The organism is Micromonospora ferruginea (assembly GCF_013694245.2).
Taxonomy (GTDB): domain Bacteria; phylum Actinomycetota; class Actinomycetes; order Mycobacteriales; family Micromonosporaceae; genus Micromonospora; species Micromonospora robiginosa.
The window spans coordinates 252,308-268,975 of record NZ_CP059322.2 but is presented as its reverse complement, the minus strand read 5'-3'; the positions used below and the strand labels follow the sequence as shown (position 1 = coordinate 268,975).

The window sequence follows — 16,668 nt, the reverse complement described above, 5'->3', positions numbered from 1 at the left end:
TTCCCACCTCACGGCAGCGTCCACTTCTGGTTGGCGGCGGCCGTGCAGGTCCACAGGTGCACCGGCGTGCTGTCGGCCGAGTTGTTGCCGGACACGTCCAGGCACTTGCCGGACTGCGGGTTGCGCACCGTGCCGTCGGCCTGCGCCGACCAGTTCTGCGCGCCGGTGCCGTTGCACGTGTAGAGCTGGATCTTCGTGCCGTCCGCGCTCGCCCCGCCGGAGACGTCGAGGCACTTGCCGTACGCCTTGACCGTCGAGTTGGGGGTGACCGTCCACGTCTGCGCGGCGGTGCCGTTGCAGGTGTAGAGCTGGATCTGGGTGCCGTCGGCGGTCGCCGCGTTGCGCACGTCGAGGCACTTGCCGGCCAGTCCCTTCACCGGCCCGGTCCGTACGGCCGAGGTGGTGAACGTGAACGCGTCCAGGTCGTAGAGCGCCCCGGTGCCGCCGGCGAACGTCAGGTAGAGCGTGGTGGTGCCGGCCGGCGGGTTGGTGATGGTGCCGGTGACCGTGGTGAACGAGTCCCAGGCGCCGGTGACCGGGACGGTGGCCGAGCCGAGCACGGTGCCGGTGGCCGAGCCGGCCCGCACCTGGAGCGTGCCGCCCGCGCCGGCCGAGGAGACCCGGGCGCTGAACCCGGTGGCGTCGGCGAGCAGGTACGGCTGGAACGCGATCCAGTCCCCGTTGTTGATGTCGCCGACGGTCTTGCCGCCCTCGGCGGTGCCCTTGTCGAACGTGTTGATCCCGGACGAGGTCTTGAAGTGCTCGGCCTGCCGGTGCCGGGGCTGGAGCGTGTGCTGGGTGTGGGTGGTGAGGCCGCCGGAGTCGGTGTACTCGGCGTCGAAGATGGCGAAGATGTTCGCCGCGTCGTCGTGCTCGCCGTCCACCGGGATGGCGATCGTGCCGGTGCAGCCGGTCGCCGAGGTGATCTGGTGGCCGTGCTGGTCGTGGCCGAGCACGTAGGTCATCTTGACCTTGGTGCAGTCGATGGTGGCGTCCTCCGGGTCGGTGACGGTGATCCGGAACGGGACCGTGTCGCCGAAGGAGAAGAGCTTGCCGTTGCCGGGCGTCTCGATGACCACGGTCGGCGCGGTGTTGCCCACGGTGATCGTCACGCTTGCGGTGCCGGTGGCGCCCTGCGGGTCGCGGACGGTCAGCGTGGCGGTGTAGCGGCCGTTGGCGGTGTAGGTGTGCGACGGGTTGGCGGCGGTGGAGGTGCCGCCGTCACCGAACGTCCAGGCGTAGGTGAGCGCGCCGCCCTCCGGGTCGGACGAGCCGGCCGAGGAGAACGCCACGGCCAGCGGCGCGGTGCCGGAGGTCTTGTCGGCGGCGGCGCGGGCCACCGGGGCGCGGTTGCCGCCGCCCAGGTAGTCGAAGCGATAGAGCGCCGAGTTGGCGTCGCCGTTGAAGTAGCCGGTGCCGTAGTCGAGCACGTAGTAGGCGCCGTCCGGGCCGAACGCGGAGTCCATCACCTGCTTGCCGGTCCACGGGAACGCGTCGATGGTGCCGGGTGAGCCGTCGGTGTTGACGTGGATCGGCTTGATCCAGCCGCGCCCGAACTCGGTGGCGAAGAACTGGCCGTCGAAGGTCTGCGGGAACTTGGTGGTGGACGGGTTGGCCGCGTCGTAGCGGTAGACCGGGCCGCCCATCGGCGACTCGGAGCCGCCGCCGAACTCGCTCGGGGTGCCGGCGTCGCCGCCGTAGCGGATCCAGGCCGGTTTGGCGCCGGGCAGCGTCGCCAGGCCGGTGTTGCGGAACGAGTTGTTGGTCGGGCCGCCGGTGCAGTTGAACTTCGCGCCGGCCGTGCCGGCGGCGAAGTCCCACTCGGCGTACGTCTCGGTGGCGGTGTTGGTGCCGGTGCAGTACGGCCAGCCGTAGTTGCCCGGCCCGGTGACCCGGTCGAACTCGACCTGCCCGGAGGGGCCGCGCGCCGAGGTGGTGCCGGCGTCCGGCCCGTAGTCGCCGACGTAGACGATGCCGGTGGCCTTGTCGACGCTCATCCGGAACGGGTTGCGGAAGCCCATCGCGTAGATCTCGGGGCGGGTCTTCGCGGTGCCGGGCGCGAAGAGGTTGCCGCTGGGGATCGAGTACGTGCCGTTGGCGTTCACCTTGATCCGCAGGATCTTGCCGCGCAGGTCGTTGGTGTTGCCGGCGCTGCGCTGCGCGTCGTACCCGGGGTTGCGGTTGGTGCGTTCGTCGATCGGCGCGTAGCCGGCGGAGTCGAACGGGTTGGTGTCGTCGCCGGTGGAGAGGTAGAGGTTGCCGGCGGCGTCGAAGTCGATGTCGCCGCCGACGTGGCAGCAGAGTCCCCGGTCGGCCGGCACGTCGAGCACGTCGACCTTGCTGGCCTGGTTGAGCGTGAAGTCGGCGTTGAGCGTGAACCGGGAGAGCCGGTTGACGCCCTGCCAGGCGGAGAAGTCGGTGCCGGTGGCGGGTGCGTCCCCGGCCGGGGTGGAGAGCGGCGGCGCGTAGTAGAGGTAGATGTTCCGGTTGGTGGCGAAGCCGGGGTCGACGCCGACGCCCTGCAACCCCTCCTCGTCGTGGGTGTAGACGGCGAGGGTGCCGACGACCGTGGTGGTGCCGGCCGCGTCGGTGCGGCGCAGCGTGCCGTTGCGGGCGGTGTGCAGGACCGAGCGGTCGGGCAGCACCGCGAGCGACATCGGCTCGCCGGTCTCGGCGACGCCGCGGGCCAGCTCGACCTGCTGGAAGTCGCTTGCCGTGATGGGGTGGGCGGACGCCGGGACGGGCGTCGTGGCCAGGGTGACCGTGCCGGCGGTGGCGGCGAGCAGCAGCGCCGCGCCGGCGGCCAGTCGTCGTCGTGCGGGTGGGTGGTGGGGGTGGCTGGACATGCCGTGCAGTCCTTCCTGACGCGCGCAGCCAGGATCGGGCGCGCGTCGCGCCGGATGCCGAAAGGGGGGAGCTGGTGCTGGGCACGACATTAAGACCTTTCGATCAGCATGTCCATAGCTTCTGATCGATCGAGAACTACTTTTGACGCGGATCGACAAAAGTTAGCCCGGCGAGGTGGAGCAGCAACGCCTTCACGTCGGTCGCCGCGACCCGGTCCCGGGCCACCGTCGGGTCGGAACAGAGCAACACCGGCCCGTCCGCCGGGTCCGCCGGCAGCCGCCCGTGCGAGCCGCGTACCGCCCGCGCGCCCGCGTCCAGCCCCACCACGCTCATCAGATAGCGCATCCCGAGCTTCTTGCGGGCCAGCGCCACCGCCGCCCGGCGCTTCGCCGCCGCCGGCGCGGCCGGGTCGAAGAACAGCTCGGCCGGGTCGTAGCCGGGCTTGCGGTGGATCTCGACCAGGCGGGCGAAGTCGGGCGCCCGCGCGTCGTCCAACCAGTAGTAGTAGGTGAACCAGGCGTCCGGCTCGGCCACCAGCACCAGCTCGCCGGAGCGGGGATGGTCCAGCCCGTACCCGGCCTGCCCGGTCGCGTCCAGCACCTCGGCCACGCCCGGCAGCGCGGCGCAGAGCTTCGCCACCGCCGGCACGTCCGCCGGGTCCCGCACGTAGACGTGCGCGACCTGGTGGTCGGCCACCGCGAAGGCCCGCGACGTCCACGGCTCCAGGTATTCCATCCCGGCCTGGGTGTGCACCCGCAGCAGCCCTTCGGCCCGCAGCATCCGGTTGACGTCCACCGGGCGGGACACGTCGGTGATGCCGTACTCCGAGAGCGCCACCACCGTGGCGTCGCGTTCCCGCGCCGCGTCCAGCAGCGGCCCGAGCACCGCGTCCAGCTCCGCCGCCGCGGCGGCGGCCTGCGGCGCGGACGGCCCGAAGCGTTGCAGGTCGTAGTCGAGGTGCGGCAGGTAGACCAGGGTCAGGTCCGGGGCGTGGTCGGCGAGGATCCGTTGCGCGGCCCGGCTGATCCACGCCGAGGACGGCAGCCCCGCGGCCGGCCCCCAGTAGCTGAAAAGCGGAAACACCCCGAGCGCGTCGGTCAGCGTGTCGTGCAGCTCCGGCGGGTCGGTCCAGCAGTCCGGCTCCTTGCGCCCGTCGGCGTGATAGACCGGGCGCGGCGTGACCGTCCAGTCGACGTCCGCGCCCATCGCGTACCACCAGCAGACGTTCGCCACCCGGTAGCCCGGCTCCACCCGGCGCGCCGCCTGCCACACCTTCTCGCCACCGACCAGCGCGTGGTGCTGCCGCCAGAGCAGCACCTCGCCGAGGTCCCGGAAGTACCAGCCGTTGCCCACCACGCCGTGCCCGGCGGGCGGCTCGCCGGTGAGGAACGTGGCCTGCGCCGAGCAGGTCACCGCCGGCAGCACGGTGCCCAGCTCGGCGGCGAAACCGGCCTCGGCCACCGCGCGCAGCCGTGGCATGTGCGCCAGCAGGCGCGGCGTCAGCCCCACCACGTCGAGCACCACCAGCCGCCGGCTCATGAGGACACCCCCACACCACCGGCCACGCCCAGCGCGGCCAGCTCGGCGCGGGCGAAGGCCAGTTCGGCGGCGATTCCGGCGGCCAGCTCCGCGTCGCCGCGCGGCCGCCGCGCCTCCGGCAGCACCCCCCAGGTGTACGTCTCCACGTCGAGGTGGTCGCAGCCGGCGGCCGGCCCGGCGAACAGCGCGGCGAGAGCGGCCCGCAGCACCGGCACGGTGGAGCGCAACGGTTCCTCCGGCGGCGCGTGCAACGGCACGTGGTAGTGCACCCGCCACGCCCCGGGCAGCCGCGCGTCCAGCGCGGCGTCCAGGTCGTCGGCCGCCCACGCCGGATCGGCCGGGTCGCCGGCGCCGGCGCAGCCCGCCGCCCGGGTCTGGTGCAGGAACCTCGGCTCGACGAAGCGGCGCAGCGCGCCGGTCGCGCCGGCCGGGTCGGGCGCCTCGACGGCGGCGGAGACCTGCACCTTGACCACCGGCAGCGCGGCGTCGCGCAGCCGGGCCAGCGCGTCGGCCGGCTCCTCCCAGGCGCACGCCAGGTGCGCCAGGTCCAGGCAGATCCCGAGCCACTCCGGGTCCACGCCGGACAGCGTGGTGGCGGCCTGCCCGGTCGACTCGACCAGGCAGCCGGGCTCCGGCTCGAACCCGACCCGGACCGTCCGGCCGGTGTCGCGGCGCACGGCGGCCAGCCCGGCGGTGAGCACGTCCAGCCCACGCCGGGCGGCATCGGCCCGGTCCGGGTCCCACGGCGTGCGCCAGGCCAGCGGCAGCGTCGAGATCGAACCCCGGGCCGCGTCGTCGGGCAGCAGGTCAGCCAGCACCCGGGCCAGGTCCAGGGTGTACGCGAGGCGCTCCGGCGTGCTCCAGTCCGGGTGGTAGACCGCGCCCTTGACCACCGGCGCCTGGAACGCCGCGTACGGGAAGCCGTTGAGCGTGACCACCTCCAGCCCGCGTACGGTCAGCTCGTGGCGCAGCCGGCGACGGGCCGCCGGATCGGCGGCGAGCGCGGCGGCCACCGGCGCGGCCAGCCACAGTCCCAGCCCGAGCAGGTCGGCGTCGAGGCTCCGGCGCACCTCGACCGCGTACGTGTCGAGCTGGGCGAGGATGCCCGGCAGCTCCTCCGCCGGGTGGACGTTGGTGCAGTAGCCGAGGTGGACGGTGGTGCCGTCGGCGTGACGCAGGCGCATCACGCGCCCCCGCGCAGGATCGAGTTGCCGGCGAACGTGGCGGCCGAGTCCTCCAGGTCGGTGAGGTCCAGCTTGCCGGACTGGCCGTAGAACTCCACCGGATTGCGCCACAGCACCCGGTCCACGTCGTCGTCGTCGAACCCGGCGGCCAGCATCGCCTCCCCGGTGGCCCGGGTCAGCAGCGGGTCGGAGCGCCCCCAGTCGGCGGCGGAGTTGACCAGCATCCGCTCGGTCCCGTACGTCCTCAGCAGCTCGACCATCCGCGGCGGCGACATCTTGGTCTCCGGATAGATCGAGAAGCCCAGCCAGCAGCCGGTGTCCCGGACCAGGTCCACGGTCACCTCGTTGAGGTGGTCGACGAGCACCCGCCCGGGTGCGATGCCCGACTCGGCGACCACCGCGAGGGTGCGGTCGACGCCGCGCGCCTTGTCCCGGTGCGGGGTGTGCACCAGGGCGGGCAGGTCGTGCGCGACGGCCAGGGCGAGCTGCCCGGCCAGCGCGGCGTCCTCGGCCGGCGTCATCGCGTCGTAGCCGATCTCGCCGACCGCCACCACGGCGTCCTTGTCCAGATAGCGGGGCAGCACGTCGAGCACGGGGCGGCAGCGCGGGTCGTTGGCCTCCTTCGGGTTCAGCGCCACGGTGGCGTGGTGCCGGACGCCGAACTGGCCGGCCCGGAACGGCTCCCAGCCGACCAGCGAGTCGAAGTAGTCGACGAAGCTCTCCACGCTGGTGCGCGGCTGGCCCAGCCAGAACGCCGGTTCGACCACCGCCCGCACCCCGGCGGCGGCCATCCGCTCGTAGTCGTCGGTGGTCCGGGACGTCATGTGGATGTGCGGGTCGAAGATGCGCATGTCACGCCTCCGTGGTGGTGATGGTGAGCCGGTCGAGCAGGTCGGTGGCGTCGGCCGGCATGGTCCGTCCGGCGGCGTGCCGCTCGGCGGCGTACGCGGCGAGCATCTGCGCCAGCTCGCCGTCGGCCCGCTCGGTCAGGTCGACCACCACGGCCAGCGGCACGCCCGCGAAGACGCACTTGAGCACCGCCTGCCGCCACGCCGGCTGTTCCAGGTGCCGGGCGTAGGGCCCGAGCGCGGCGGCGACCAGCCGGGTGTCGTTGGTGCGGATCGCGTCGTGCAGCAGCGGCACGCACTCCGCCCCGATCGGCAGCAGCGGCAGCGCCCGCAGCACGGCCCGCTTCTCCGCGGCGTCACCCTCCCGGTAGAGCGTCTCGGCCGCGGTGGCGTGCCCGCCGGGCAGCGCGGTGAGCAGCAGCGCCCGGGCGGCCTCGTCGACGGTCCAGCCGGGCGGGTCGGGCACCGGACCGCGCCCGCACCGCCGGGCGGCGGCGGCGAAGTAGCGCGGGATCGCCGCGGGTTCGGTCGCGACGCGGCGCAGCGCCGCGTCCAGCCACTGCGGATCGGGTACGCCCCGCAGCGCGGCGCGCAGTCGGTCGGGTGTCATGCCGTCTCCCTCTGCCGGTGGTGGAAGGTGGTCGGTCACCGCCTCTCGCCGCGGCGGGCGGCGGCGCGCAGGAAGTCCAGCGAGCGGGCGGCGACGGTCGGGGCGGCGTGCGAGTGGCGGGGCAGCTCCACCGCCACCAGGCCGGGGTAGCCGGCGTCGGCCAGGGCGGCCAGCACCGGCGGGAAGTCGATCTCGCCGGCGCCGAACTCCAGGTGCTCGTGCACGCCCCGGCGCATGTCGTCGATCTGCACGTTGACCAGGTGGTCGGCGACCGCCGCCACGCAGTCGGGCACCGGCAGCGGCTCCAGGCAGCGACAGTGTCCGATGTCGAGGGTGATGCCGAAGCCGGGCGGCTCACCCAGCGCGGCGCGCAGCCGCCGCCAGCCGGCGATGTCCTCGACCAGCATGCCCGGCTCCGGCTCGAAGCCCAGCGGCACGCCGCCCGCCTCGGCGCAGACCGCGGCGCACCCGTCGACCAGGCGCTCCCACGCGACCCGGGGCGGCACCTCGGGCGGGCGGACACCGGCCCAGAAGGAGACCGCCTCCGCGCCCAGATCCGCCCCGATCCGTACGGCCCGGCGGAGGAACTCGATCCGGCGGGACGGGTCGTCGTGCAGCAGCGTCGGGGCGTGCTTGTGCCACGGGTCGAGCAGGTAGCGGGCCCCGGTCTCGACCACCACGGCCAGCCCCGACGCGCTCAGCCGGCGACGCACGGCGTCCACCCGGCGGGCCAGCCCGGGGGCGAACGGGTCCAGGTGGTCGTGGTCCAGGGTGAGCGCCACGCCCGCGTACCCGAGGTCGGCGAGCACCGCGAGCGCGTCGTCGAGGCGGTGGTTGGCGAAGCCGTTGGTGCCGTACCCGAATCGCAGCCGGCCCGGCGCGGGCGCGGGCCGGCGGGGCGCGGCGGCCGGCGTCACGGTGGTCATGTCGGCGAGACCAGCCGGGCCAGGCGGCGGCCGAGCGGCGCGGCGGCGGCCACCGCGAGGCCGAGCAGCCCGGCGCCGGCGCGGGCGGTCAGCGCGCCCTGCAACGCGGGCAGCCCGGTGATGCCGGCACCGACCGCGGCCCGGACCCGGGCCGGCGACGGGTCGGCGAGCACCCGAACCTGCGCCCGCCCGTACCGCACGGCGTAGCCCCCCGCGAGCACCACCGCCACCCGAAGGAGGGGCCCCCGCTTAACGCATTCGGTAGAGGAGGGGGCCCCGCTTAACACGGTCGGCCGGCCCGGGGCGGCGAGCGCGATCAGCGCGGTGCCGGCCAGGGTGAGGCCCGGCAACCGCCGGTCCGCCACCCCGGTCACCTCGCGGCGGGACAGCGCGGTGACGGTCCAGGTGTGCGCGGCGACGGTCAGCGCCGCCGGCAGCGCCCGGGCCGTCCGGCCGCCCGTCGCGCCGAGCAGGACGTCCAGCCCTCGGCACGCGGCCATCACGGCGGGACCGGCCGTGGTGTCCTTCGCGCTCAGGTCGTACCCCCAGATGGTGGCGGCCAGACCGACCGCGACGGTCGCCGCGGGCCGGCCCCCGGCGGCGGTCGCGACCGCCAGCCCGGCGGCGGTCAGGCCGCCGGCCAGGCCGAGCGCGAGCGCGGGGTGGACCCGGCCGGACGGGATCGGCCGCTCCGGGCGCTCGGTCGCGTCGAGCCGCCGGTCCGCCCAGTCGTTGGCGGCCATCCCGGCCCAGTAGAGCAGCACCGACGCGGCGGCCAGGGCGGGTGTACGCCGGCCGAGCGCGCCGGCCGCCGCGGCCCCGGCCAGCACGTCACCGGGCACCGACAGCGCGGCGGGCGCGCGGACCAGCTCGGCCAGGTCGGCGAGGCGGGTCACCGGGGCGCCCCGCCGTGCAGGCCGGCAACGAAGTCGCGCAGCACCGCCCACTGGTCGCCGAGCGCGTGACCGGTGGCGCCGAGCGGATCCTTGAAGAAGAACGCCAGCTCGGTGAGGGGTCCCCGGCGGCCGGCGGCGTGCGCGGCGGCGGTGAGCCGGGCCAGGTCCAGCACCAGCGGGGCGGCCAGCGCCGAGTCGCAGCCGTGCCAGGTGAACTCCATCCGCATCCCGGTGCCGAGGAAACCGGCGAAGGTGACCAGGTCCCAGGCGGTCTTGAAGTCGCCCAACTCCTCGACGTAGTCGATCCGGGTGCTGCCCTGCGGCAGGTAGCCGAGCGTCTCGGCGAGCACCCGCTGCTTGCTGCCCACCTTGGCGGCGTTGGCGGCCGGCTCGGCGAGCGTGGCGCCGTCGCCGCCGCCGAGCAGGTTCGTGCCGGACCAGGAGCGCACCGCCAGGTGCCGCATCGCGAACATCGGCGCGAGCACCGACTTGAGCAGCGTCTCGCCGGTCTTGCCGTCGTGCCCGGCGTACGGCAGCCCGTGCTCGTCGGCCAGCGCGGCCAGCGCCGGCAGGCGGGCGCCGGTGGACGGGGTGAAGTCGACGTACGGGCAGCCGGCGGTGAACGCCGCGTACGCGTACCGGGAGCTGGGCGGCAGCACGTCGACCGGGCCGGCCAGCGCGTCCCGTAGCGCGGGCAGGTCGTGGTGGGCCGGGTGCGGGGCGGGCGCCGGTTCGGTGGCGGCGACGTTGACCACCACCACCCGGTCCAGCCCGTGCCGGCGGCGGAACGTGGTCAGGTCGTCGACCACGGCGGCGATCCGGTCCGCCGGAGTGCCCTCGGTCGGCGCGGGTCGGAGCGCCGCCTCGACGTCGGCCAGCTCCGGCGCGACGGCGTCGGCCAGCCGGCCGGGCAGCACCCCGGCGGCGGCGAGCGCCTCGGCGCGTTTGGTCAGCGGGGTGGCGACCACGTCGTGACCGCCGAAGACGAGGTCGGCGAGGCCCGGTAGCGCGGGACCGCGCAGTTCGGGCAGCTCGGTGACGCACCCGGTCGGCGCGGTCAGCCCGGCCCGCAGGGCGAGCGCCCCGATCACGCTGGTGGTGGCGACCGAGCCGCGTGCTCCCACCAGCCAGACACCCGTACGCATCGCGTTACCTCCCCAGGTAGGTGCCGGTCCCGCCGGTGCGGCCGGGGAATCCCGGTCCGGCCGCACCGGAGGGCCGTGCTGGTCGTGCCGGCCGGAGGTTCCGGTGGCACGCTCCCCGACGCCGGCCTCGTCCCCGCCGCGGGGCGCAACCGCGGCGGGCCCTCGCCGGCCGGCGCCGGAAGGGTGTCGGCGGCGCTCGCACGCCGCACGGGGTGGGCGGGTTGTTAAGCGGGGCCCCCTCCTCTACCGGAGGCGTTAACGGGGGCCCCCTCCTTCTCCACCTCCACCCAGGCGGACCGCGCGGCGGATTGCGCCACCGCATCCAGCACCAACTGCACCTGCAACGCGTCGGCGAACGACGGCCTCGGGTCGGTGCCGGTGGCGACCGCCTCGACGAAGTCGCGCATCTGGTGGGTGAAGGAGTGCTCGTAGCCGATGATGTGGCCCGGCGGCCACCACGCGTCCAGGTACGGATGCTCCGGCTCGGTCACCAGGATCCGGCTGAAGCCCTGCTCGGCGGCGGGCCGGGTGGCGTCCAGGAACTCCAGTTCGTTGAGGCGTTCCAGGTCGAACACGACGCTGCCGCGCGAGCCGTTGATCTCGACCCGTAGGGCGTTCTTGCGGCCGGTCGCGAACCGGGTCGCCTCGTAGGTGGCGAGCCCGCCGCCGTCGAGCCGGGCCACGAAGACCGCCGCGTCGTCCACGGTGACCTCACCGGTGCCCCGGCCGTTGCCGCCGGCCTGCGCGGCCAGGCCGCTCGACCCGGCCGGCAACGGCCGCTGCCGGACGAACGTCTCGGTGAGCGCGCTCACCCCGCTGATCGACTGCCCGGTGACGTACTGGGTGAGGTCGATGATGTGCGCGCCGATGTCACCCAGCGCGCCCGAACCCGCCCGGTCCTTCTGCAACCGCCAGACCAGCGGGAACTGCGGGTCGACGATCCAGTCCTGGAGGTAGGCCGCCCGGACGTGCCGGATCTCGCCGAGCCGCCCCTCGGCGACGAGCTGCCGCATCAGCGCGACCGCCGGCACCCGCCGGTAGTTGAAGCCGCACATCGTGCGGACCCCGGACTCGCGGGCCCGCGCGGCGGCGGCGGTCATCTCCCGCGCCTCGGCGACGGTGTTGGCCAACGGTTTCTCGCACAGCACGTGCTTGCCCGCGGCCAACGCGGCGAGGGCGATCTCGCCGTGGCTGTCCCCCGGCGTGCAGATGTCGACCACGTCGATCTCGTCGGACTCGACGAGCCGCCGCCAGTCGGTGGTGTACCCGTCCCAGCCGAGCCGGTCGGCGGCCTCGGCCACCTTCGGCTCGTCCCGGCCGCAGACGAGCGACATCCGCACCTTCGCCGGCAGGTCGAACACCCGGTTCACGGTGCGCCACGCCTGTGAGTGCGCGGCGCCCATGAACGCGTAGCCGACCATGCCGACCCGCAGGATGCTGTCGTGACTGGACAAGCTGGGTCTCCCCCCGTGTGTCAGAACCCGAGCTTCAGGTAGTCGCCCGAGTTCTGCTTGGTGATCGTCTCGGAGGAGAGCACGATCTCCTTCGGCACCTGGAGTTCCACCAGGTCGGACATGCCCTTGCCCTGCCCGATCAGCCGGGCCAGGGAGATGGCCGAGGAGGCCATCGACGGGCTGTAGGTGACGGTGGCCTTGAGCACCGTGTTGTCGGCCGCGATGTCCTCCATGGCCTTCTTCGAGCCGGCGCCGCCGACCATGAAGAACTCCTTGCGGTTCGCCTGGTTGACCGCGGCCAGCACGCCGATGCCCTGGTCGTCGTCGTGGTTCCAGACCGCGTCGATCTTCGGCAGGGCCTGGAACAGCCCGGTGGCGGCCTGCTGGCCGGAGTCCACGGTGAACTCGGCCGGGCGGCGGTTGGCCACCTTCAGCCCGTACGAGGCGAGCGTGTCGGCGAAGCCCTTGGAGCGTTCCTGGGTCAGCTCCAGCGACTCGATGCCGGGGATCTCGCCGATCACCGGGTTGCTCACGCCCTTGGCCTTGAGCTGCTCGGCGATGTAGGTGGCGGCGGCCACCCCCATGCCGTAGTTGTCGCCCTTGATCTGCAGCCGGTAGGCCTTGGGGTCGGGGAAGGCCCGGTCCAGGTTGACCACCGGGATGCCGGCCTTCATCGCCTCCAGGCCGAACGCGTTGAGTTCCTTGCCGTCGTGCGGCAGCAGCACGATCACGTCCGGCTTCTGCGAGATCAGCGTGGACAGCGCCGCCCGCTGGGCCGCCGCGTCCGCGCCGGCCTCGACCGACTTCAGCTCCACGTCGCCGTACGCGCCGGCCTGCGCCTTGGCGTTGTTGGTGATGGCGGCGATCCAGCCGTGGTCGGCGGCCGGGGCGGAGAAGCCGATGGTCACCTTCTTGCCCGGCTCGGTGTTGGCGTTGTTCGCGGCGGCCTTGGTCTGCGCCTCGGTCGGGGACTGCTCGTTGCTCGTGCAGCCGGCGAGCAACACCCCGGCCGAGACCGCGGCTCCGCCGAAGAGCAGCCGGCGGCGTGACAGGTCACTTGTCATGACGGCCTCCTGATGAGGTGGTGGGGGTGATTTCGGGTGCGGTGGGCCGGGCCGGCGTCTTCTCGACGGCGGCCTGGTGGCGCGGTGGGATCAGGTGGTGGTGGCCCGGTTGCGGGCGAGGAACTGGGTCAGGCTGCGGAACTGCACCTGCTGGACCAGGACGGCGGCGACGATGATGCCGCCCTTGACCATGTTCTGTGCCTCGGCGGAGAGGTTGTTGATGGCGAACAGGTTGGTGATCGTGGAGAAGATGATCACCCCGAGCAGGGAGCCGATGATGGTGCCCCGCCCGCCGCTGAGCAGCGTGCCGCCGATGATCGCGGCGGCGATCGCGTCCAGCTCGTAGAGGTTGGCCATCGCCGCCTGGGCGGAGGTGGCCTGCGCGGTCAGCATGACCGCGGCGATGCCGCAGCAGAGGCCGGAGAGCGCGTAGAGCAGCACGGTGTGCCGGCGGACGTTGATGCCGGCGAGCCGGGCCGCCTCCGGGTTGCCGCCGACCGCCACCGTGCGGCGGCCGAACGTGGTCCGGTTGAGCAGCACCCAGCCGGCCGCGACCACCGCGACGAGGATGTAGACCAGCAGCGGGATGCCGAGCACCTTCGTGGTGGCGATGCCGTTGATGAACGAGCTGGTGGAGACCTGGGTCTGCTTGTCGGAGATCTCGGCGGCCAGCCCCCGGGCGGCGACCAGCATGGCCAGCGTGGCGATGAACGGCACCAGCCGCCCGTACGAGATGAGCAGCCCGTTGACCACGCCGACGGCCAGCCCGACGGTGAGCGCGCTGAAGATCATGCCTCCGGCGCCGTAGCTCTGGGTGGCGAGCGTGGTGGACCAGACCCCGGCCAGCGCCACGATCGCGCCGACCGACAGGTCGATGCCGCCGCCGATGATCACGAAGGTCATGCCGACGGTGACCACGCCGACCACCGAGGCGAGCTTGAGGATGGTGAGCGTGTTGCCCCACACCCAGTTCGGGTCGCCGTAGAGGTCGGGTCGGGTCAGGATGCCGATGACCACCAGCACCACCAGCGTGGCCAGCAGGCCCAGGTTGCGCTTGGCGCCCTCCCCGCCGTCGCCGCGCCACCAGGAGAGCCGGGCCGCCGCGTCGGCCTTGGCGGTCTCCGCCCGGTCCACCGGCGGCGACTGCGCGGGAAGCTTGGTGTCGGTCACGTCGCTCATGCCGGTGCGCCTTCCATGAGGGACCCCGCCATGACGAGGTCGAGCACGGTGTTCTCGTCCAGTTCGCCAGCCGGGGCCTCCCGGACCACCCGGCCCTCCCGCATCACCAGCACCCGGTCGGCCAGGCCGAGCACCTCGGGCACCTCGCTGGAGACCAGCAGCACCCCGACGCCCCGGGCGGCCAGGTCGCGGATCACCTGGTACAGCTCGGCGCGGGCGCCGACGTCCACGCCCCGGGTCGGCTCGTCGAGCAGCAGCAGCCGGGTGTCCCCGAGCAGCCACCGGCCGACCACGACCTTCTGCTGGTTGCCGCCGGACAGCGTGCGCACCGGCCGTCGTACGTCGCGCGGCCGCAGTTCCAGCGACGCGGCGACCCGGTCCGCCTCGGCCCGCTCCCGGCCGGCGTCGGTGAACCCGAGGCGGGCGTACCGGCCGAAGGTGGCGAGCGTGACGTTGCGGTAGATCGGCTCGCCGAGCAGCAGCGCCTGGCTCTTGCGCTCCTCCGGCGCCATGCCCATGCCGGCCCGCACCGCCGCGCCCACGCTGCCGGGGCGCAGCGCCCGACCGTCGAGGCGGACCGTCCCGGCCTGCGGCCGGCGGGCCCCGAAGATCGTCTCCAGCAGCTCGGAGCGGCCGGAGCCGACCAGCCCGGCGATGCCGACGATCTCCCCCGCCCGCACGCCGAGCGACACGTCGGCGAACTCGCCGTGCCGGGTCAGCCCGTCCACCCGCAGCAGCTCCGCGCCGGCGCCGTCGTCGGCCGGGCGCTGCGGGAAGACGTACTCGATGGTCCGCCCGGTCATCCGGGCGACCAGGTCGCGGGTCGGGGTGTCGCGCGCCGGCAGGCTCGCCGCCGTGGTCCGGCCGTCCTTGAGTACGGTGACCCGGTCGCCGATCTCGCGGATCTCCTCCATCCGGTGCGAGATGTAGATGACCGCGATGCCCTGCGCGGTGAGTTCCCGGATGATCCGGAACAGGTTGCCCACCTCGTCGTGGGCCAGCACCGCGCTCGGCTCGTCCATGATGATCAGGCGGGCCTCGTGGGACAGCGCCCGGGCCATGCTGACGATCTGCTTGCCGGCCGCCGGCAGGTGCCGCACCAACCGCCCGGGCGGGATCTCCGCGTGGCCGAGCCGGGCCAGGATCTGCCGGGTACGCCGGGCCATCTGCCCGCGCCGGACGAAGCCGAGCCGGCGCGGCTCGTGGCCGAGGAACGCGTTCTCCGCCACCGACAGGTCGTCGACCAGGTCGAGTTCCTGGTAGATGGTGGCGATGCCGGCGCGCATGGCGGCCTGCGGGTTGGCGAACGCGGCCGGCTCGCCCCGCCACTCCACCTCGCCGGAGTCCGGCCGGTGCACGCCGGCGAGCACCTTGATCAGGGTGGACTTGCCGGCGCCGTTCTGCCCGAGCAGGCAGTGCACCTCGCCGGCCCGCACCTCCAGTTGCACGCCGTCCAGCGCGCGTACCCCGGGGAACGTCTTCACGACGTCGGTGAGGCGCAGCACCACCTCGCCCGCGACGGCGGGCGTTTCCTTCCCGGTCACCTCCACCCCCTCGGATGTCATGCTGGGCTTGTCGGGCATGCCCTCACGGCCCTCGCTGCGCTCGGTGCGGTCGGTCATGCGGGACTGGCCGGGCATGCCCTCCCGGCCCTCGCTGCGCTCGGTGCGGTCGGTCATGCGGCTTCCCCGAAGGCGACGTCGCTGGCCAGGACCGCCGCGCCGGCGACTCCGGCGCGTGGGCCCAGCTCGGAGAGGACGACCGGCAGGTTGCCGGTGGCCAGCGGCAGCGAGCGGCGGTAGACCACGCTGCGGATCTCGGCGAGCAGGATGTGGCCGAGCTGGGCCAGCCCGCCGCCGATCACGATCATCGACGGGTTGGTGAAGCTGACCAGCCCGGCCAGCACGCTGCCGACCCGCCGGCCGCCGTCGCGGATGAGCTGGATGCAGGTGACGTCCCCCTCGATCGCGCCCTGCGCCACGTCCAGCGCGGTGACCGCGCCGCGCGCGGCGAGCCGCTCGACCAGGGCCGGCGACACCTCGGCGCGCGCCGCGGCGCTCGCCTCCCGGGCCAGCGCCGCACCGCTGAACACCGCCTCCAGGCAGCCGACGTTGCCGCAGGAGCACATCGGGCCGTTCGGGTCGACCTGGATGTGGCCGATGTCGCCGGCGCAGCCGTCGGTGCCCCGGTAGACCTCGCCGTGCAGGTAGATGCCGCAGCCGATGCCGGTACCGATCTTGATGAAGAGGAAGTCGTCGACCGAGTGGGCGACGCCGCCGTGCCGCTCGCCGATGGCCATGATGTTGACGTCGTTGTCGACCACGGCCGGGCAGCCGTGCTCCCGGGTCAGCAGCTCGCGGACCGGGAAGCGGTCCCAGCCGGGCATGATCGGCGGGGAGACCGGCACCCCGTCGCGGAAGCTCACCGGCCCGGGGACGCCGATGCCGATCGCGTCCAGCCGCTCGTACGCGCCGTCGACCTTGGCCTTGTGCAGCAGGTCGTTGACCCGTTGCAGGGTCACCTTGGGGCCGGAGCGGATGTCGGCCGGCTCGGTGTAGGCGGTAACCGGCTCCAGGCGGCCGTCGACCACCTCGACGTCTATCGAGCTGGCGCCCAGGTCCACCGAGGCGAAGCGCAGGTGCGGGCTCAACTCGACCAGGGTGGAGCGGCGTCCGCCCCGGGAGGCGGCCAGCCCGGCCTCGGCCACGTAGCCGAGCGCGACCAGGCGCTCCAGCTCGGCGAGCAGCCGGGGACGGGGCATCTGGAGCCGGTCACCCAGCTCGGCGCGGGAGACCGCGCCCTCGTCCCGGAGCAGCCGCAGAAGCCGCACGTGCAGGGGGTCGACCGTCCGCACCGGCAGTCACCTCCGCATCGAAGTCGTTCACATCGACGCAACGGCGATGTGTCGTGTCCGACACAGTAGGAGCCTTCCGGGTCACGTGTCCATAGCTTCGGCACATCTGATGGAAACTTTTG

At 73.9% G+C, this 16,668-nt stretch carries 13 protein-coding genes; all 13 read right to left on the bottom strand.

What is annotated here, in order from left to right:
• Positions 1 to 8: 8 nt before the first annotated feature.
• The 13 genes from H1D33_RS01335 to H1D33_RS01275 all read right to left on the bottom strand — a co-directional run bounded on the left by H1D33_RS01335 (position 9) and on the right by H1D33_RS01275 (position 16,546).
• Complete coding sequence (locus H1D33_RS01335; RefSeq protein ID WP_181569805.1) at positions 9 to 2,846, bottom strand: PQQ-dependent sugar dehydrogenase; 2,838 nt, start codon at positions 2,844 to 2,846, stop codon at positions 9 to 11.
• A 136-nt stretch (positions 2,847 to 2,982) separates the two neighbouring features.
• Positions 2,983 to 4,386 carry an alkaline phosphatase family protein gene (locus H1D33_RS01330; protein WP_181569806.1) on the bottom strand — a complete coding sequence of 468 codons (1,404 nt, stop codon included), beginning with the start codon at positions 4,384 to 4,386 and terminating at the stop codon, positions 2,983 to 2,985.
• On the bottom strand, positions 4,383 to 5,570 hold the full coding sequence (eboE, locus tag H1D33_RS01325) for a metabolite traffic protein EboE (protein ID WP_181569807.1): 1,188 nt from the start codon (positions 5,568 to 5,570) through the stop codon (positions 4,383 to 4,385). Before eboE ends, H1D33_RS01330 begins: the two co-directional genes overlap by 4 nt.
• Entirely contained in the window at positions 5,570 to 6,421 is an 852-nt protein-coding gene (locus tag H1D33_RS01320) for a TatD family hydrolase (RefSeq protein ID WP_181569808.1), read from the bottom strand. Before H1D33_RS01320 ends, eboE begins: the two co-directional genes overlap by 1 nt.
• Position 6,422: 1 nt before the next feature.
• On the bottom strand, positions 6,423 to 7,028 hold the full coding sequence (locus H1D33_RS01315; protein WP_181569809.1) for an EboA domain-containing protein: 606 nt from the start codon (positions 7,026 to 7,028) through the stop codon (positions 6,423 to 6,425).
• 35 nt (positions 7,029 to 7,063) lie between these two features.
• Entirely contained in the window at positions 7,064 to 7,954 is an 891-nt protein-coding gene (locus H1D33_RS01310) for a sugar phosphate isomerase/epimerase family protein (protein ID WP_181569810.1), read from the bottom strand.
• Complete coding sequence (locus tag H1D33_RS01305; protein ID WP_181569811.1) at positions 7,951 to 8,850, bottom strand: SCO3242 family prenyltransferase; 900 nt, start codon at positions 8,848 to 8,850, stop codon at positions 7,951 to 7,953. Before H1D33_RS01305 ends, H1D33_RS01310 begins: the two co-directional genes overlap by 4 nt.
• Entirely contained in the window at positions 8,847 to 9,995 is a 1,149-nt protein-coding gene (locus H1D33_RS01300; RefSeq protein ID WP_181569812.1) for an inositol-3-phosphate synthase, read from the bottom strand. Before H1D33_RS01300 ends, H1D33_RS01305 begins: the two co-directional genes overlap by 4 nt.
• Before the next feature lie 224 nt (positions 9,996 to 10,219).
• Complete coding sequence (locus tag H1D33_RS01295) at positions 10,220 to 11,416, bottom strand: Gfo/Idh/MocA family protein (RefSeq protein ID WP_414685527.1); 1,197 nt, start codon at positions 11,414 to 11,416, stop codon at positions 10,220 to 10,222.
• A 53-nt stretch (positions 11,417 to 11,469) separates the two neighbouring features.
• Positions 11,470 to 12,513, bottom strand: coding sequence for a substrate-binding domain-containing protein (locus tag H1D33_RS01290; protein ID WP_181569814.1), 1,044 nt, complete (start codon positions 12,511 to 12,513; stop codon positions 11,470 to 11,472).
• A gap of 90 nt (positions 12,514 to 12,603) precedes the next feature.
• Entirely contained in the window at positions 12,604 to 13,692 is a 1,089-nt protein-coding gene (locus tag H1D33_RS01285; RefSeq protein WP_181569815.1) for an ABC transporter permease, read from the bottom strand.
• Positions 13,689 to 15,257 carry a sugar ABC transporter ATP-binding protein gene (locus H1D33_RS01280; RefSeq protein ID WP_181572952.1) on the bottom strand — a complete coding sequence of 523 codons (1,569 nt, stop codon included), beginning with the start codon at positions 15,255 to 15,257 and terminating at the stop codon, positions 13,689 to 13,691. The genes H1D33_RS01285 and H1D33_RS01280 overlap by 4 nt, the downstream gene beginning before the upstream one ends.
• Positions 15,258 to 15,367: 110 nt before the next feature.
• The gene (locus tag H1D33_RS01275; protein WP_181569816.1) at positions 15,368 to 16,546 is read right to left on the bottom strand and encodes an ROK family protein; all 1,179 of its coding nucleotides are present in this window, start codon (positions 16,544 to 16,546) and stop codon (positions 15,368 to 15,370) included.
• Positions 16,547 to 16,668: the final 122 nt, after the last annotated feature.

Excerpts from the sequence above, each read along its gene's own strand:
- H1D33_RS01310 (WP_181569810.1), bottom strand. The coding sequence starts at position 7,954 with ATGACCACCGTGACGCCGGCCGCCGCGCCCCGCCGGCCCGCGCCCGCG.
- H1D33_RS01315 (WP_181569809.1), bottom strand. The coding sequence starts at position 7,028 with ATGACACCCGACCGACTGCGCGCCGCGCTGCGGGGCGTACCCGATCCG.
- H1D33_RS01295 (WP_414685527.1), bottom strand. The coding sequence starts at position 11,416 with ATGGTCGGCTACGCGTTCATGGGCGCCGCGCACTCACAGGCGTGGCGC.
- H1D33_RS01335 (WP_181569805.1), bottom strand. The coding sequence starts at position 2,846 with ATGTCCAGCCACCCCCACCACCCACCCGCACGACGACGACTGGCCGCC.
- H1D33_RS01300 (WP_181569812.1), bottom strand. The coding sequence starts at position 9,995 with ATGCGTACGGGTGTCTGGCTGGTGGGAGCACGCGGCTCGGTCGCCACC.
- H1D33_RS01280 (WP_181572952.1), bottom strand. The coding sequence starts at position 15,257 with ATGACATCCGAGGGGGTGGAGGTGACCGGGAAGGAAACGCCCGCCGTC.
- eboE (WP_181569807.1), bottom strand. The coding sequence starts at position 5,570 with ATGCGCCTGCGTCACGCCGACGGCACCACCGTCCACCTCGGCTACTGC.
- H1D33_RS01330 (WP_181569806.1), bottom strand. The coding sequence starts at position 4,386 with ATGAGCCGGCGGCTGGTGGTGCTCGACGTGGTGGGGCTGACGCCGCGC.
- H1D33_RS01320 (WP_181569808.1), bottom strand. The coding sequence starts at position 6,421 with ATGCGCATCTTCGACCCGCACATCCACATGACGTCCCGGACCACCGAC.
- H1D33_RS01285 (WP_181569815.1), bottom strand. The coding sequence starts at position 13,692 with ATGAGCGACGTGACCGACACCAAGCTTCCCGCGCAGTCGCCGCCGGTG.
- H1D33_RS01290 (WP_181569814.1), bottom strand. The coding sequence starts at position 12,513 with ATGACAAGTGACCTGTCACGCCGCCGGCTGCTCTTCGGCGGAGCCGCG.